We start from the raw sequence: 18,437 nt of genomic DNA on the forward strand, positions 1-18,437 counted from the left end.
GGGAAATGCCTAAATAAAAACGCCGCCCTCCGGGCGGCGTTTTTATTGGTGCGCCTGCAGTGCAGGCGTGGCGGATGCGCCCCGACGACAGTCAGCCTTCGCCGGGAATAGGCTCTGCTTGCTCGTCCCAGCCGCCACCCAGCGCCTTGAACAGATTGACCTCACTGACCATCTGCGCCAGGCGATCAGTGATGTACTGCTGCTGCACTTCGAACAGCTGGCGCTGGGCGTCAAGCAGCGTCAGGTAGCTATCCACACCGGTTCGGTAGCGTCGCTCCGCTAAGCGGAAGTAGTCTTCGCTGGTATCGAGCAGGTCGCGCTGCGCCTGCACCTGACGCGTATAGGTGGCCTGGGCAGCCAGACCATCGGCCACCTCGCGAAAGGCGGTCTGAATAGCCGTCTCGTATTGCGCTACCTGGATGTTGCGGCTGATTTCAGCGTAGTCGAGGTTGGCGCGCAGTTGTCCGGCATTGAAGATCGGCACACTGATGCTTGGCGAGAAATTCCAATAACGAGAGCCGCCGCCGAACAAGCCAGACAGTTCGCTGCTTGCCGTGCCCGCCGCGCCGGTCAGGCTGATGCTCGGGAAGAACGCCGCTCGGGCCGCGCCGATATTGGCATTGGCCGCCTTGAGCCGATACTCCGCCTGAATGATGTCCGGTCGTTTGTGCAGCAGGTCAGACGGCAGACCGACAGGCAACGCTGCCAGTTGCTCGCGCTGCAATTCGCCGGGAGCCGGCAGGTTACCGGGAGGGATGCTCTGTCCGAGCAGCAACGTCAGCGCATTGCGATCCTGCGCCACCTGGCGTGTGTACTGTTCGATGCGGACCCGCGCCGTATCCACGGCGCTGCGCGCCTGGCTCAGATCGAGCGCCGAGGCGACGCCCACATCGAAGCTGTGTTGCGTCAAACCGAGGCTTTGCTCGTAGGTTTTCAATGTGTCGCGGCTGACCTGCAGCAGGGCCTGATCGGCCTGTAACGTCAGCCAGGCGTTTGCAACGCTAGCGATCAGGCTGATCTGCGTGCTGCGCTGCGCCGCTTCGGTGGCGAAGTATTCCTGCAACGCTTGCTCACGCAGACTGCCGAGACGACCAAACAAGTCCAGTTCCCAAGACACCCCGAGCGTTGCACTGTATTGACTGCTTATCGTGCTCTGTCCGGTCTGATTGAGGTCGCCTGGCGTCCGTGTGCGACTGCCAGTACCGTCAGCGCTCACGATTGGCAGCAGGTCGGCTCGCTGGATGCGATACAGCGCACGATAGGCATCGACGTTAAGCGCCGCGACACGCAGGTCGCGGTTATTTTCCAACGCCACACCAATCAGTTGGCGCAGTGCCGGGTCGCGGAAGAATGCTTCCCAGTCCAGCTTCTGTTGCCCCTGAGCCGCGCTGACAACGCCCTCATAGGCTTCGCCCTCCGGCCAGTTGGCCGCCGTGGGAGCATCAGGACGCTGGTACTCGGGAATCAGGGAGCAGCCGCTCAACGCGGTCATCAGTGCCAGGGTCATTACCGACTTGTTCATTGCGAATCTCCCCTCGGTTCATCAGCGACCTTTTTTCTGCGCCCACTCAGCGAAGACACCACAACATAGAACAGCGGTACCCAGAATATGGCCAACAACATGGCGCTGAGCATGCCGCCGATCACGCCAGTACCAATTGCATGCTTACTACCCGCGCCCGCGCCGCTGGAAATCGCCAGCGGAAGCACACCGAGCATGAACGCGAGCGAGGTCATCACGATAGGCCGCAGACGTATGCGGCAGGCTTCGATTGCCGCGTCGACCAATGTCATGCCCTGCTCATGCAGCGTTTTGGCGAATTCGACGATCAGGATCGCGTTACGCGCCGACAAACCAATGGTAGTCAGCAGCCCCACCTGGAAGAAGACGTCATTAGACAGCCCACGCCCCATGGTGAACGCCAGTGCGCCGACGATACCCAGCGGCACGACCAGCATGACCGAGAACGGAATCGCCCAGCTCTCGTATAGCGCCGCGAGCGCGAGGAACACCACCAGCAGCGACAGAGCATACAGGGCCGGCGCCTGCGATCCGGACAGGCGCTCCTCATAGGACTGGCCTGTCCAGGAGTAGCCAATGCCGGTGGGCAATTGCTCGGCGATCCGTTCGACTGCGGCCATCGCCTCGCCGGAGCTGTAGCCCGGGGCGGCAGAGCCGAGAATCTCCATCGCCGGCACGCCATTGAAGCGCGTCAGCTTGGGTGGCCCGTAGGTCCATTCGCCGGTGGCAAAGGCAGTGAACGGCACCATCTCGCCGGCATCGTTGCGCACATACCACTTGCCAAGGTCCTCAGGATTCATCCGCGAGGAGGGCTCGCCCTGCATGTAAACGCGCTTGACGCGCCCGCGGTCGATGAAGTCGTTGACGTAGCTCGAACCCCAAGCGATGGACAGCGAGTCGTTGATCGTTGCGAGCGATACACCATGAGCACGCGCCTTTTCATCGTCGATGATCAGGTGGTACTGCGGCTCGTCCCGCAGGCCATTGAAGCGAACCCCGGTTAGCGTCGGATCCTGACCCGCCAGCTCCATGAACTTATCACGCGCTTGGGTCAGGGCCTCGTGACCGAGCCCGGCCTGATCCTGCAGATAAACGTCGAAACCGGTCGCATTGCCCAGCTCCATCACCGCTGGCGGTGCGAAGGCGAACACCATGGCGTCGCGCAGGCTGAAGAAATACCCCTGGGCTCGTTGGGCCAGGTCGAACACACCCTGCCCGGATTCGGTGCGCTCCTCCCATGGCTTGAGCATGATGAAGGCCATGCCAGAGCTCTGGCCGCGACCGGCGAAGTTGAAGCCGGTAATGGTGAACACCGAACGTACCGTCTCGCTTTCCTCTTTCAACAGGTAGTCGCGCATCTGCTCAACCACCTCCTGGGTGCGGCTGGCGGACGAGCCGGCTGGCGTCTGCACCTGGGCGAATAGCACGCCCTGGTCTTCCTCAGGCAGGAACGCGGTGGGAATGCGGGTAAACATCCAGACCATCACGCCAACGATGAGCAGATACATCAACAAGTAAGGCGCCTTGCGCCGCAACAAAGCAGCCACGCCGCTTTCGTAGCGACGGGTGCCACGGTCGAAGGTGCGGTTGAACCAGCCGAAGAAGCCGCGCTTGCCTTCGTGGTCACCGTCGTGCGGCTTGAGGATAGTGGCGCACAACGCCGGCGTGAAAATCAGCGCGACCAGCACCGACAGCACCATGGCCGAGACGATGGTGATGGAGAACTGGCGGTAGATCACCCCGGTGGAGCCACCGAAGAAGGCCATCGGCAGTAACACGGCTGAAAGCACCACGCCGATCCCCACGAGCGCGCCCTGGATCTGCCCCATGGACTTGCGCGTCGCCTCTTTGGCGGAGAGCCCCTCCTCGCGCATCACCCGCTCGACGTTCTCCACCACCACGATGGCATCGTCCACCAGCAGACCGATAGCCAGAATCATGGCGAACATGGTGAGTGTGTTAATGCTGTAGCCGAACGTCAGCAGGATCGCGAAAGTGCCGAGGATCACCACCGGTACGGCCAATGTCGGAATCAGCGTAGCCCGCAGATTCTGCAGGAACAGGAACATCACCAGAAAGACCAGCACGAAGGCTTCGACCAGCGTGTGCACCACACCTTCGATCGAGGCCGAGATCACTGGCGTGGTGTCGTACGGGTAAACCACCTCGACGCCCGGCGGAAAGAAGGGTTCCAGCTCGGATATGGTCTCGCGCACCGCGTTGGCGGTGTCCAGCGCGTTGCCACCGGCGGCCAGGCGAATGCCCAGGCCTGCGGCAGGCTGACCGTTGTATTCGGCGCGAATCGCATAGCTCTCCGCGCCGAGCTCGACTTTGGCGACGTCGCGTAGGCGCACCTGAGAGCCGTCTGCGTTGACCTTCAACAGGATCTTGCGGAACTGCTCAGGTGTTTCCAGACGCGTCTTGCCGATGATGGTGGCGTTGAGCTGCTGGGTTTCCAGCGCGGGCAGACCACCGAGTTGGCCGGACGATACCTGGACGTTCTGCTCCTGTATCGCCGAGCGGACATCAACAGCGGTCAGCTGATATTGCTGCAACTTGGCAGGATCAAGCCAGATGCGCATGGCGTATTGAGCGCCGAACACTTGAAAGTCACCAACACCCTGTGTACGGGAAATCGGATCCTGGATGTTGGCCACGATGTAGTTGGCCAGATCGTAGTTGCTCTGCTGGCCGTCCTTGGACACCAGCGCGACCACCATCAGGAAGTTGCGCGCCGATTTGGATACGCGGATGCCCTGCTGCTGGACCTGCTGCGGCAGCAAAGGGGTAGCCAGCTGCAGCTTGTTCTGCACCTGTACCTGGGCGATATCGGGATTGGTGCCCTGCTCGAACGTTACGTTGATGGTCATGCTACCGTCGGAGTTGCTCTCCGAGAAGATGTAGCGCAGCCCATCTAGGCCGTTGAGCTGCTGCTCGATGACCTGGACGACGGTATCTTGAACCGTTTGCGCCGAAGCGCCCGGGTAGTTGACCGAGATCGCCACGTTGGGCGGTGCGATACTGGGATACTGATTGACCGGCAGATTGAGAATCGCCAGCGTACCGGCGAGCATCAGCACCAGGGCGATAACCCAGGCGAAGATCGGCCGATCGATAAAGAATTTGGACATGTTCGGTTATTCCCCTTGGCCAGCGGCCGGCGCTGCGCCAGCCTGATCACTGGCCGGCCCGCCCTGCTGGACATTACCGGCCGGGCGTGGATCGACCTCGGCGCCCGGGCGAATGAACTGCAGCCCTTCGGTGATGACCCGGTCGCCGGGTTGCAAGCCGTCGCTGACCAGCCAGCGGTTGCCCACTGCGCGCTCCGTCTTGATCTGGCGCAGTTCGACCTTGTTATCCGGACCAACCACCATCGCTGTCGGCTCGCCGCGAGCATTGCGGGTGACGCCCTGTTGCGGCACCAGCAAGGCCTCCTGGCGAACGCCGGCCAACAGCCGCGCGTGGACGAACATACCCGGCAGCAGGTTCTTGTCCGGGTTCGGGAACACGGCGCGCAGGGTGACCGAGCCGGTGCCTTCGTCCACGGCTACCTCAGACACTTCGAGCGTACCCTCATGACCGTACTCGGAGCCGCCCGGCAATATCAGTCGGGCTTTGGCAGCGTTGTCGCCGGCCTGCTGCAGCCGACCACTTTCCAGATCACCGCGCAACGCGATCAGGTCCTGCACCGGCTGGGTCACATCGACATAGATCGGATCGAACTGCTGAATAGTTGCCAGTTCCTGCGTCTGGCCATTGCTGACCAGTGCCCCTTCGGTCACTGCAGAGCGGCCAATACGACCGGAGATGGGCGCAAGCACCTTGGTGTAACGGACATCGATCTTCGCCCGTTCGAGCTCGGCCTGAGCCTGCAGCGACGCCGCCCGGGCCTCGTCGTAGGCCTGCTGGCTCACCGCCTGCTCTTTGACCAGCAGCCCATAACGATCGGCCAGCGACTTGGCCGAGGCTAGCTGTGCCTCGGCACTTTTCAACGTGGCCTCGTAGACCGACGAATCGATCCGATAGAGCTGCTGCCCCTTCTTCACTTCACTGCCTTCGGTAAACAAGCGCTTCTGAATGATCCCATTGACCTGCGGACGAACCTCGGCAACACGGTAGGCCGTGGTGCGGCCCGGTAGCTCGGTAGTCAATGCAAACGGCTCAGCTTTCAGGGTCACGATGCCAACCTGCGGCTTCTCCTCGGGCGCGGCCGCTGCTGCCCCTTCGGCCTGATCGTCGCGACAGCCGCCGAGCAAAACTGCAACAACGAGAAAGGGGACCAGAGCAGCATTGGCTGGTTTGATTGACATGAAGGCGACCTCATTGAACAGACAGTCCCGAAGCGCGGACAGCTTGGGAAAATTCGGATGGCAGAATGAGAAGGAATATACTTACATGCACAACTGTTTGTAAACAGCTGATCGAGTTGCAACGCTCTATCGCAACGAGCCTGGGCAGATTGCGCATCGGCTGCGCAGACAGCAGAACGCCGGCTTTCGCCGGCGTCGGTTGAACGGAGCGCGCTTACTGACGCACGCCCTCGACCGAGATGATCAGGTCGACTGTCTGGGAGGCTGGCCCCAGGTCCATCTTGATATCGAAATCCTTCAGCTTGAGTGTCGTTGTGCCTTCGAAGCCTGCGCGATAGCCGCCCCATGGATCCTTGCCCTCACCGATGAACTTGGCGGCAATTACCACCGGCTTGGTCACACCATTGAGCGTCAGGTTGCCGGCGATGTCTGCGGTGCCTTCACCGGTGGGCTTGACCGAGGTCGACTCGAAGGTCGCGTCCGGATGCTCCGACACGTTGAGGAAGTCCTCGCTGCGCAAATGCTTATCGCGCTCGGCATTGTTGGTATCGACGCTGGCAGTCTGCAGGCTGACCTTGACCTTGCTGGCCTCGGGCTTGTCGGCATCGAAGCTGAAGCCGCCGTCGAATTCCTTGAAGCTGCCCCAGAGCCAGCTGTAGCCGAGATGGCTGATCTTGAAATTGACGAAGGCGTGCTGGTCTTTCGTGTCGATCACATAATCGGCGGCGGTCGCCGGGCCAGCGAGGATTATCGAACTCAGGGCAAGTGCTGTGAGGGTTTTTTTCAACATGGGTCGCTCCTTTTTAAAAGTGATCCGAAGGTGGTCTAGCGGGTCGTCACGCATCGGCGCGGCCGAGCATGCGATCGAGCGTCGGATCGCGGTCGATGAAATGATGTTTCAATGCCGCCAGTGCATGCAGCCCGGAAAGAATCACCAGGGCCCAGGCGAGGTACTGATGCACCACGCCGGCCACGTCTTCCTGGTCAGGAATCGAGGTGACCAGCGCCGGGATCTCGAACCAGCCGAACACCTCGATCCCGCGGCCTTCTGCGGTAGAAATCAGGTAACCGGAGATCATTACCGCGAACAGGCCGAGATACAGCAGACCATGACCTGCCTTGGTGGCCCGGCGCACCAGAGAAGAATGCCCGGGCAATGGCCCCGGACCGCGATTGCTGAACCGCCAGATGACTCTGAAGATCATCAGCGCCAGCAGCACGAGGCCAACGCTTTTGTGGATATCAGGGGCGGTGTGATACCAGCTGCTGTAGTAGTTCAGACCGACCATCCAGTAGCCCAGCGCGAACAGGCCGAACACCGCAACCGCCATGAGCCAATGCATGGTGATACTCACCAGTCCGTAGTTGTTAGGCGAATTGCGCCATTGCATGGTTGCGTCTCGATAGAGGAACAGGACGATTAGCCTAACGGCTTACAGATCGAAATGACTCGCATTTTTCGTTTCAAATTATCGGGCAAGCAGATAGATGCTCCGCGTCAGAGCCATCGTCCGGTTTCTGCTAGGCTGCGCCGACGCCAATGCCAAGGAGCCAAGATGAACCTGAACGACAGCTGGATGCAGCGTGACCTTTCCGTACTCTGGCATCCGTGCACCCAGATGAAAGATCACGAACAGCTTCCGCTTATCCCCATACGGCGTGGCGAAGGCGTCTGGCTCGAGGATTTCGATGGCAAGCGTTACCTGGATGCGGTCAGCTCCTGGTGGGTCAATGTATTCGGTCACGCCAACCCGCGCATCAATCAACGCATCAAAGATCAACTCGACCAACTCGAACATGTGATGCTTGCCGGCTTCAGTCATCAGCCGGTGGTCGAACTATCCGAACGCCTGGTGCGGATCACCCCTGCGGGCCTCGAGCGGGTCTTCTATACCGACAACGGCTCGACCGGCATTGAGGTCGCGCTGAAGATGAGCTTTCACTACTGGCGCAACAGTGGTCAGCCGAACAAACAGCGCTTCGTCACGCTGACCAACAGTTATCACGGCGAAACCGTGGCGGCCATGTCGGTAGGCGATGTGGCACTTTTTACAGACACCTATAAGCCGCTGCTGCTGGATACCTTCAAGGTCCCCAGCCCGGACTGCTATCTGCGTCCTGAGGGCATGGGCTGGGAAGAGCACTCGCGCAACATGTTCGCCCATATGGAGCGGACCCTGGCCGAGCACCATGCGCAAATCGCGGCAGTGATCGTCGAGCCGCTCATTCAGGGTGCCGGCGGCATGCGCATGTATCACCCGGTCTACCTCAAACTGCTGCGCGAGGCCTGCGATCGCTACGATGTGCACCTGATCCACGATGAAATCGCGGTCGGTTTCGGCCGAACCGGAACCATGTTCGCTTGCGAGCAGGCGGGCATCGCGCCGGATTTTCTCTGCCTGTCCAAGGCGCTCACCGGCGGTTACTTGCCAATGGCCGCGGTACTGACGACCGACAAGCTGTATCAGGCGTTCTACGACGACTACTCGACTTTGCGCGCCTTTCTCCATTCACACACCTATACCGGCAATCCATTGGCCTGTGCCGCGGCGCTGGCGACCCTGGATATTTTCGAGCAGGACGGCGTCCTCGAGGCGAACAAAGCCCTGGCCGCTCGCATGGCCAGCGCCACTGCTCATTTGGCCGATCACCCCAACGTCGCCGAGGTCCGGCAGACCGGAATGGCAGTTGCGATCGAGATGGTGCAGGACAAGGCCAGCAAGACCGCCTACCCCTGGCAGGAACGTCGCGGTCTGAAGGTCTACCAGCATGCGCTGCAACGCGGCGCACTGTTACGGCCGCTGGGCAGTGTGGTGTATTTCCTACCGCCCTACACCATCACCGAAGAGCAGATCGACTTTCTCGCCGAAGTGGCCACCGAAGGCATCGATATCGCGACGCGCACGGCTGTCAGCGTCCCAGTCGCTCCGGGTGCGCCAAAGGAGTTTCGCGATCCGGGTTAGCACGGGGCGCAGCGCGGGCTTCTGAGCCCGCAGCTAACGCTATAGACTGCGGCTTCAACTTTCGACCGTAGCTTTTCCGATGCGCATATCCCGGTTTTTCATCGACGCACCACTCTCGCTTGGCACGCAAAATCTGCCGGAAGCCTCGGCTCATTACATCAGCCGAGTCTTGCGGCTATCAACCGGCGCGGTGGTGCAACTGTTCGATGGCAGCGGTCAGGAATACCGGGGCGAACTGATCGAGGCAGGCAAGAAGCAAGTGAAAGTCGAACTGCGCGAGCAGCTGGCAGGCATGCCCGAACCGACGCTAAAAATTCATCTTGGCCAAGGCCTGTCGCGCGGCGAACGAATGGATTGGGCCATTCAGAAGGCGACGGAACTGGGCGCCACGGAGATAACGCCAATCGTCAGCGAGCGTTGCGAAGTTCGCCTGAAAGACGAAAGAGCCGACAAACGCCTAGCCCACTGGCGCCAGATCGTCATAAGCGCCTGCGAGCAGTGCGGACGCTCGGTGATCCCGACCATCCATCCGCCGATGTCGCTGCAGGAATGGCTAGCAGTGGAGGCGGATCTGAAACTGGTTCTGCACCCGCTGGCCGAACCGCTGACGGCACATCAACGGCCCGCTACGCTGGCATTTCTGATCGGCCCCGAAGGTGGGCTGAATGATGCGGAGGTCGAACAGGCACATAGCGCCGGGTTTCAACCGGCCCGTCTTGGACCACGAGTCTTACGTACCGAGACCGCACCCGTGGTGGCCTTGAGTGTGGCACAACAGCTATGGGGCGATTTCCAGACCGACGTCTGACGATGCTGGCATCGGTCGCGGTTTAACCACCGACCGCCCGCCTAGCGGAATGTGTGGCTGACCCGTCAGATCAGGCCCGCATCCGCCAGCTTTTGCTCCAGCGCATTCAGGTCCGGAATTCGCGCTTGCACGTCGCCCAGGTTGACCGCGTCAAGTTCCAGGGGCGCCAGCGTCACGTCTGAATGCGCCAGGCTCGAATCAACCTTCACCGAGCGAGGAATGCCCTGCACCAGCAATGCAATGAATTTCACATGGTCGCGCCCACCCAGGGCATTGAGCACCGCCACCCGCGCCTGGGTGCCTACTTCAGGCTGGCCGTCGGACGCCGCCTCGAATGACAGCAGCGGCAAGGTCAGGTCTCGCCAGGAAACCTGACCGAGAAACCAGGATGGGGTGCCCTGGGCTGACTGGGCCGCGCGGTAGGGAATCAACTCGGCGACGGCAACGTTGGGCAGTAGCAGCGTACGGTCAGCCAGCGGCACCAACAATCCGGTGATGCTGGCGGAAGTTTCTTGGGTAATAGCGGATTGACTCATGGGTTATCCAGTTGCAGAGCCGCAACGGGTTCATTGACCTGTTGCGCAAAGTGATTGACCAGGGCTTGGGCCAGTTCGCGCGGATCGCCGCTGAAGGAGCTGTAGCCGCCTTCGCGTAAGCTGTCCGGCATGCTCGAGCAGACGCAGGAATCGGCACGCTGAGTCCAGACCCTCCCCCCCTGACGCAGCACATAGGCGGCCGCCGCGCTGCCATCGCTGCCCATACCGCTGAAGGCAATAACGCCACAGCGGCTGCCAAACTGCTGCGCTAGATTAAGCATCATCTGATCGATGGACGGGCTGTAGGGCTCTGGCCAGCCGCGAGCGTTGAACAGCATGGAACCGTCCTTGCCGAAACTCATTTCCTGACTGATGGGCGCCACCACGACCTCACCGCAGCGAATGGAGTCGTTTTCTCGACTCTGATTGACGCTCCATTGGCTGTGTCGCCCCACTACTTGCGACAGTGCCGACTCGAAACTGGCCTCGATGTGTTGAGCATATATAAACCCAAGCGGCAAACCACTCGGCAATGTGTCGAGAAAGGCCTTCACCGCCTCGGGCCCTCCCAGCGAAGCCGCCAGTAACCAGACGTCACGAGCAGGTTCTCCGGCGAGCGACTCGGCATTTGCCAGTGCGCCGGGCAGCTCCAGGCGTGCGGGGCGTTCCGCCTGTCCGCGCAGCACTTCCAGACGTGGGCCAACGACCCGGGACGGATCACCGACAAGCCGCTTCAGCTTGCTAAACAAGCGCCGCTCCCAGCGCGGATAGTGTTCGGAATGACGTTCCGGGGCGTGCCCCTCGCCGAAGAGTACCGGACAACTGTCTCGTTCCAGCAGCGCATTGACCAATGGCGAATCTTCCGTCTGGGCCAGATCAACAAGCCATAGATCGGCGTCCACAGCCATCAGGTCTGCTTCCTGTAGCCGCGCCGGATCACTGTTGAGCACCACTTTGTAGCCATTGGCGCTCAACGCCTGCTGCAGCACATGCCGTTGCAGTGAGGTGTCAGCGATCACGCCAATGCGGGCCGCAGCGACCTCAGTCATGGCGCTTGACCAATTGCTGAATGGTCTCGAGCAGCAACGACTCCTGATACGGTTTGCCGAGGTACTGATTCACACCGATGGCCATTGCCCGATCCCTGTGCTTCTCGCCGGTTCGCGAGGTGATCATGATGATAGGCAGATCCTTCAGATGGTCATCGTGACGCACCAGGGTCGCTACTTCGAAACCGTCCATGCGTGGCATTTCGATGTCCAGCAGCATGATGTCCGGCTTGCGCTCCTGCAGTTGAGTGATCGCGTCGACACCATCCTTCGCCGTCAATACATTCATGCCGTTACGTTCGAGCAGACGGCTGGTGACCTTACGCACGGTAACCGAATCGTCCACTACCATGACCAAAGTCGGCCGATCGACTTCGATCTCGACCGGTTCGTCTTCGCCGAGCAGCCGCAACGGTTGCTGCTGCGTGAGCAGATGCGCATGCAATACACGGATGGTCGCGAGGAGGTCGAGAATCACCACTACTCGACCGTCACCCAGAATGGTCGCACCGGAAATTCCCGGTACGGTGGCAAACTGCGGGCCCAGGCTCTTCACCACGATTTCGCGGGAACCGGCTAGGCTATCGACCTGCACTGCCACACTGTGCTCGTTCGAGCGCACCAGGATCACCGGCAAAGGCAAGCTCTGACCGACCAGCTTGGGCCGTTGGCCGTTGTTCAGAAGCTCGCCGAGATAGCGCAACTCGTAGGTCTGCCCTGCATATTCGAAACGTGAAGCGCCTGGCTGGTAATAGGCTTCCAGCTCGTAAGGCGATACCCGCACGATACCTTCGATGGTGTTCAGCGGAATCGCATAGAGATCCTCGCCGGAATAAACCATCAGTGCCCGGTTGACCGACACGGTAAACGGCAGGCGGATCAGAAAGCGCGTACCGCTGCCAAGCGTCGATTCGATGCTCATGGAGCCGCCGAGCTGCTTGACCTCAGAGTGCACCACATCCATGCCGACACCGCGGCCGGATATCTGGGTCACCTTCTCGGCAGTGGAAAAACCTGCCTCGAGAATAAATTGCAGAATCTCGTGATCCGTCAGATCGCTGCCGGGAAGCATCAGACCGCGTTCGATCGCCTTGCGACGAACGGCCTCGAGGTTGATGCCCGCGCCGTCATCGCTCAATGCCAGAACGATATCCCCACCTTCGCGGCTCAGATCCAGACGAATGTTGCCCTGTTCCGGTTTGCCCGCGGCCGCACGCTTGGCGGCGATTTCAATACCGTGATCCACGGCATTGCGGAGCATGTGTTCCAGCGGCGCGACGATACGTTCGAGCACACTGCGGTCCATCTCACCCGTTGCGTTGCCGACATGAAACTCGACCTGTTTGCCCAGCTCACCCGCTACCTGGCGCACAATCCGGCGCAAGCGCGGCACAAGCCGGTCGAAGGGAACCATGCGTGTGCGCATGAGGCCTTCCTGGAGCTCAGTATTGACCCGTGCCTGCTGCAACAGCAGCGTTTCGGCGTCACGATTACGAGCGGCCAAGGTTTCCTTCAAATCCAACAGGTCGGAGGCAGACTCGAACAGTGCGCGAGAAAGTTGCTGAAGCTGCGAATGGCGATCCATTTCCAACGGATCGAAATCGTCATATCCGGCACGCTCCGCTTCGGCCTGATAGCGACTGAGAATTTGTGCCTGGGTTTCGGTATCCAGTCGCCGCAGCTGGTCACGTACGCGTTCGATGGTGGCTTCCATCTCGCCCAACGTGAAACCGACGTCGCTAACCTGCTGCTCGACACGCCCCCGGAAAATCGAGGTTTCACCCGCCAGATTGACCAATCCCTCCAGAAGGTCGGCTGGTACTTTCACCAGTTCCTGCGGCGCCCGGCGGGAGGCAGCATCCAATGCAGCCTGCTCGGCGCGACGGATGAACGGCAGGACTTTGGCAGGCGTATTGTCGGTCGGCGCCTGGACACTGGCGGCCACGATAGGCGTTTCGAGCACGATGACGGACGAGTCGGGCTGATCATCATCCTGGCTGTCCTGCGCCTGCTCGGCGGCAATGGCCTCAGGCTCGCTCGCCAAGCGCGAGCGCATCGTTTCGACTTCCTTGAGCAAAGCGTCGTAGCCGCCCTGTACATCCAGAAACAGGCTGTCCGCCCAAGGCCCACCCTGCAGTTGCGTCTCGCTGAGGCGTTGTTCGAGGTCATGCGCCATATCGCCCAAGCGATTTTGCGCCGCCAACCGCGCGCCGCCCTTCAACGTGTGCAGCACACGCATCATGTCGACCAACGGGGCCGCGCTATCGCGGGTGGCTTCCCACCGCCCCAGTGCGGCATCCATCTCTTCCAGCAGGTCATCCGCCTCTTCGACGAAAATGTCTAGAATTTCCGCTTCGGCGGCGTCCTGGGCAGCGTCCTGAGCCGCCTTCAAGGCGACGCTGCTGGGCATACTCAATTGCTCTTCGGGATTCGATCGAAACCGTCGAATGGTCGCAATCAGATCCTGCCCACTCGGCAGCTCACCGTTGACGCGCACCGCATCGAGCATTGCCGCGAGCCGATCATGGCAAGTCTGCAGCAATCTGAACAGTGCCGGGCTCGATCGATAATTGCCGGCGCACAGCCCCTCGTACAGGTATTCAAGCTCATGCGCTAGATCACCGATCTCCCGGATGTCCGCCATCCGCGCGCCGCCTTTAAGCGTATGCAGATCGCGCTGTAGCGCTTCGATTTCAAAACTGTTGCCGACGTCTTCCATCCAACGCTGTAGCGATGCGCCAGCGCGTTCGATGATGTCGAAACCTTCCTCTAGAAAGATTTCGACCAATTCGGGATCGCGGTGCTCGAAACTGTCGGTTTCAGCCCTGGCGGGTTCCGTCATCGGTGTAGGTTCCGGCACCTCGAATGCTTCGAGCTCTTCGACCTCAGCTTCTGCTGCGAACGGCGGCGCATCTTCTCCCGGCGCTTCCGGCTCGATGGAGCAAGCATCGTCCGGTACCGCCTCGTCTTCGGCTTGAGCGGAATCTCTGTCGGATGGCGCTGCCGTCTCAGCCTCGGCCTGGTTCTCCTCGGCACCTTGCGCGATCAGTGCTTGTTCGAGCTGGCCCGTTGATGCCAGTGACTCCGGCGCATCGGCGAGAGGCTCCTTCCCCTGCGCATCCTCATCAATAACTAGCGTTTCATTAGGGCTGGAAACAGCACTTTCGAATGTTGGCGTGACACCTTGCCGATAGGCCTTGATGTGCTCGATGAGCTTCGTGGCAGCATCCATTGGCTTTTGCGCCTGGAGCTGTTCCAGCTGAACCGCAAGCTGATCGTGACTGCGATGTAGCAGCTTGGCGAGATCGTTGGTATGCACATAGCGACCGTCTGAAAGCCCCTCATAAAGGGTTTCGAGTTCATGCGCCAAATCGCCGATCGGCCGAATTTCGGCCATTCTCGCACCGCCTTTGAGCGTATGCAGGTCACGTAGCAGGGCCGAGAGTGCCAGTTGATTGGCGGGATCTCCCAGCCAGCGCTCCAGCGCTCCGCCAGCGCTTTCAAGCAGGTCGACAGCTTCGTCGAGAAAAATCTCGACCATTTCCTCATCCAGCTCGCCCTGCTCCGATTGAGACTCGACTGGCCAAGCTTCGGCTTCGGCTTCGGCTTCGGCTTCGGCTTCGGCTTCGGCTTCGATAGGACCCTCGGTCAAGCCATCAATCGCAACTGCCGGAATAGAGAGCTCTGGCTGTGTATCGCCGGTCGGTAGCTCGTATGCGTGCGTATCGATCGCCTCAGCCAAGAGCTCTTCGAGACGGGCCACCAGCTCGGGTTGTCCGGCCACCTGCAGACCGGCAGCAACCTGATCCATCATGCCGACCAACGCCTCATGACCTTGCTCGGCGTCATCGAAGAAGCGCGCACTGACTGGAAGGCGGCCGTCCTGTACAACCGCATAGAGGTTGAGTAGGACCTGGCACAACGCATCGATCTGCGGCAGATCGGCCATCTGCGCACCGAGCCCGAGCGTCGTCAACTCTTCCAGCAGCGCGCTCAGCTCCTGGCGTTCGGCAGGGTGCTCGCGCCAGCTTCGCAGAAGATCTTCGGCGTCCAGCAGGATGTTCATGCCTTCCGACAGAAACAGCGCAATCATGCCAGGATCGCGCGGCTCACCCGCTTCGTTGTCGCCACGCTCGCTGGCATCCGCCAGCCGAGCCTGATGCAGCGCATGGACTTGCGCGATGAATTCATCGGCCCCGTCGATGGGTGCAAGCGGGTCATGCTCGAGGTTGCCTAGTCCGCAACGCAGCAGTTGCTCTGCATCATGTAGCAGCTCCGCCTCAGCCATATCCATCGGTATCAGATTGGCCTTGAACTCCTTGACCATTTTTTCCAACGGAGTGGCGATCTCCGCAACCGGCAGAATCCCGGCCATATGTGCACTGCCCTTAAGCGTATGCAGGGCCCGCTGCAAGGCGTCGGTAACCCGCTGCGGAAGGCGTTGCGCGCAATCAGCAAGAAAATCGACCAGCGTGGTGAGATGGGATTCCGCCTCGTTGCGGAAGATCTCGAGCAGCTGGGGGTCCAGCACATCCTCAACAACCGGTTCCTGCACGGGCTCGTCAAGCGCAACGCCACCCTGCGGATCCGGATCGGTGGGCTGTCCTTTGGCCAGCGCGTGGGCGTTGGCGGCCAATCGATCGACATCGTCACGCTGCCGTTGCGCCTTGGCAGCAAACTCTTCGACCAATGCTGGCATCAGCGCGACGACATCGGTCACCAGTTTCTTGACCGGTTCGCTCGCATCAATGCTACGGTCGAGGACACGGTTGAGCAGGTTTTCGACAGACCAGGCGAGCTCACCGATGATCAGCGCGCGGACCATGCGTCCACTACCCTTGAGCGTATGAAAGGCTCTTCGCACTTCACCGAGCGCGTTCTTATCCGTGGCGTCGGCGCACCACCGTGGCAGATACTCGCCGATTGTTTCGAGGACCTCAGCCGCTTCCTCGATGAATACCTCGAGTAGGTCCTCATCGACCGGCTCCTCGCCTTCAGGCGGCGGCAGCAAACTTGGAGGAACATGCAGGGCCGGCGGATTGATCGAGACGGTCGGCGCAGCCATTACGTCTTCCATGCTCATCACCGGCTCAGCGGCAACAGGCTGTTCCATCAACTCCGGCAGCTCTACCTCCGGCATATCGAACTCGGCCATGTCGGCCTCGCTCCATGCCGCTGTGTCACCGAGCGAATCATCGGCCTGCTCGTCAGCCCCCACCAGATGGTCGTCTGGCTCGGTAACGCTGGGCGGCGAAAGTGTAGAGTCCACAAGATCGTTGGTCTCACCCGGCCAGTCGGATGCGTCAGACTCAACTATATCGCCGACATTAAAGCCCTCGCCCTCGGCAGCCCAATCGATAGCCAAATCGGTATCGACAGGCGTCAACTCAACAGCCGAAATGTTATCTGGTTGGGCGGCAGTAGCCTGCTCAAGCGGCTCGCCATTCAAGAGCTCCGGAGCGGGCTCCGGAAGCAACACCTCGATTTCGTCCAGCGGATCGGACAGCTCGAGATTCGCCTCAAGAGCGATAGGATCACGCTCGTACGTCGACGGTTGCTCACGTAGCGGGTAGCCCAAGGCTTGCAGGCTTTCTTCGGCAACATCAAGAATCAGGTCGCCCTGCGAGCCGCAGTCTTCGCTGAGCCGCTCGAGGTAATATTCGACGCTGGTGATGGCATCGGCCAAGGTATCCAGGCTCTGCCAGTCGGGGATAGCCTGCTTGGCTAGGAGCTGTTCCTGAATGTAGCGGTTGCAGGCATCCAGCAACGCCGCCGCGCGAGCAAGCGGAACCATTGCCAACCCACCACGCGACTGGGTCAAAAGCTCCGGTACGCGCGCCAGATGCTGGTGATTCCACTGAGAGGCGATGAATTCGATGATCGCATCTTTGGCCTGCTCGAGCCCAGTACGCGCCTCGCGAATAACCAGGCGGTGAATTTGCGCGACATCGGTAGTAGGTAGGTGGCTCTCTTCTCCTCGCTCGTCAGACGTGCCGCCAACCATGCCAGCCAAGGTCGCCTCGACATATAGCAACGCACCCGCTACATCCATCAGCGCCGCGTCGTCGGGCTTCTGTTGCCCTTGCGCCAACGCTTCGACCACACCGATCTGATCCAAAATGATCCGGCGTGGCTGACCGAATCCCAATACTGCAAGCGTATCGGCAATCTGCTTGAGCGGCGGCTGCAGGGCCCCCAGCTCGGTCAAGACCAAGCGGTCGCTGCGTACGAACAGATCCAGGCTGTCCTTGACCCTAACCAGCTCTTCGCACAACGCTGCCACCACCGAACGCATCGCACCGCGATCCGGGCCTGCCAGCTGGGCGCGTTCTTCATCGACCAGGGTACTGTCGGGCAGCGCATCGTCCAGGCTGTATTCAGCCTTCAAAGCCTTGATGCGTGGCGACTCCGTGGGCGCCTTGGCGATGTAAAAGAGCAGATTCTTGGTCAGCTCATCTGGTGCCGGCTGGTTGATACCGTCGGCGCCTTGCGCAACGAGACGCTTGAGCTCCTTGTCGACCTGGCGCAGCAGGTTCCGAACCGTGGTGCCGTTGGCGACCGCCCCACTGGCGAGCCCCTCGACGACGCCCGATGCGATCTGCCACAACGCACCCAGCGGTGCATCTCGGCAGAGCATTTCCAGGCGAGCGAAGACCCGTGCCATATAACCCAGATTGGTGGGCAGGTCCTGATTGCGGATGACACCGACCAGCGCGACCTGCAGCATCTGCCGTAGCTTGCGAAGCAGCCCCGGCAAATCCTCAGTTTGCCGCTGAGCCAGAAACTCCTCTGAAAGAGCCGGCGCCCGAGCGGACATATTGGGTGAAAACAGGCTGGTTTCCGATAGCAGTTTCTCGCCGCGCGCGGCGCGTAGATCATTGAGCAGCGGCAGCACGACCATTGGCAGATCGCGACGAGCGCTCTGTATGCGATCCAGATAGACCGGCATTTGCAGAATCGCCTGCATGAGCACTTCAAGCGCTTCGGTCTGACTGGCGACGCGCTCGTCCAGCAACGCACGAGCGAGCTGCTCCATTTCCTCGGCAAGCAGTGCAGCGCCATAAAATTCCACCATCTGCAGGGTGCCATGCACCTGATGCACATAGGTCAGGCAGAAGCGCATCCGCGTCGAGTCTTGCGGGTTTTCGACGAATGCTTCCAAGGCTTGCCGCGCCTGCTTCAACGTTTCGGCAATCTCGCCTTTCACCCACTCCAGGGCGACATAATCATGCCGATCACCCATAGCGAC

Annotated in this window: 10 protein-coding genes; 2 read left to right on the forward strand and 8 right to left on the reverse strand. The window is 60.7% G+C overall.

Translation table 11 applies throughout. The features are described 5' to 3' along the window. Positions 1–91 precede the first annotated feature (91 nt). The 5 genes from adeC to CH92_RS19265 all read right to left on the reverse strand — a co-directional run bounded on the left by adeC (position 92) and on the right by CH92_RS19265 (position 7,223). Positions 92–1,522, reverse strand: a complete 1,431-nt coding sequence (gene adeC, locus CH92_RS19245) for an AdeC/AdeK/OprM family multidrug efflux complex outer membrane factor (protein WP_025243390.1) — start codon at positions 1,520–1,522, stop codon at positions 92–94. Then, positions 1,519–4,653 carry an efflux RND transporter permease subunit gene (locus tag CH92_RS19250; RefSeq protein ID WP_025243391.1) on the reverse strand — a complete coding sequence of 1,045 codons (3,135 nt, stop codon included), beginning with the start codon at positions 4,651–4,653 and terminating at the stop codon, positions 1,519–1,521. Before CH92_RS19250 ends, adeC begins: the two co-directional genes overlap by 4 nt. A 6-nt stretch (positions 4,654–4,659) precedes the next feature. Next, entirely contained in the window at positions 4,660–5,832 is a 1,173-nt protein-coding gene (locus CH92_RS19255) for an efflux RND transporter periplasmic adaptor subunit (protein ID WP_025243392.1), read from the reverse strand. 214 nt (positions 5,833–6,046) lie between these two features. After that, a complete protein-coding gene (locus tag CH92_RS19260; RefSeq protein WP_025243393.1) occupies positions 6,047–6,622 on the reverse strand; it encodes a YceI family protein in 576 nt (191 codons plus the stop codon). Between the two features lie 46 nt (positions 6,623–6,668). Further along, entirely contained in the window at positions 6,669–7,223 is a 555-nt protein-coding gene (locus tag CH92_RS19265) for a cytochrome b (protein ID WP_025243394.1), read from the reverse strand. 165 nt (positions 7,224–7,388) lie between these two features. Between CH92_RS19265 and CH92_RS19270 the strand changes: the two genes are divergently transcribed. Together CH92_RS19270 and CH92_RS19275 are read left to right on the forward strand one after the other, a co-directional pair. Continuing rightward, positions 7,389–8,795, forward strand: a complete 1,407-nt coding sequence (locus CH92_RS19270) for an adenosylmethionine--8-amino-7-oxononanoate transaminase (protein ID WP_025243395.1) — start codon at positions 7,389–7,391, stop codon at positions 8,793–8,795. Positions 8,796–8,874: 79 nt separating this feature from the next. Continuing rightward, a complete protein-coding gene (locus CH92_RS19275) occupies positions 8,875–9,603 on the forward strand; it encodes a 16S rRNA (uracil(1498)-N(3))-methyltransferase (RefSeq protein ID WP_025243396.1) in 729 nt (242 codons plus the stop codon). Between the two features lie 65 nt (positions 9,604–9,668). Here the strand turns inward: CH92_RS19275 and CH92_RS19280 are convergent, their stop codons facing one another. Genes CH92_RS19280 through CH92_RS19290 form a run of 3 tightly spaced genes read right to left on the reverse strand, consistent with a single transcriptional unit; the run spans position 9,669 to position 18,431 of the window. Continuing rightward, positions 9,669–10,139, reverse strand: a complete 471-nt coding sequence (locus CH92_RS19280) for a chemotaxis protein CheW (protein ID WP_025243397.1) — start codon at positions 10,137–10,139, stop codon at positions 9,669–9,671. Next, positions 10,136–11,188: a chemotaxis protein CheB gene (locus CH92_RS19285; protein ID WP_025243398.1), complete on the reverse strand. Its 1,053-nt coding sequence runs from the start codon at positions 11,186–11,188 to the stop codon at positions 10,136–10,138. Before CH92_RS19285 ends, CH92_RS19280 begins: the two co-directional genes overlap by 4 nt. Next, positions 11,181–18,431, reverse strand: a complete 7,251-nt coding sequence (locus CH92_RS19290) for an Hpt domain-containing protein (protein ID WP_025243399.1) — start codon at positions 18,429–18,431, stop codon at positions 11,181–11,183. Before CH92_RS19290 ends, CH92_RS19285 begins: the two co-directional genes overlap by 8 nt. Between the last annotated feature and the right edge of the window lie 6 nt (positions 18,432–18,437).

It is taken from the genome of Stutzerimonas stutzeri (assembly GCF_000590475.1).
Taxonomy (GTDB): Bacteria; Pseudomonadota; Gammaproteobacteria; order Pseudomonadales; family Pseudomonadaceae; genus Stutzerimonas; species Stutzerimonas stutzeri_D.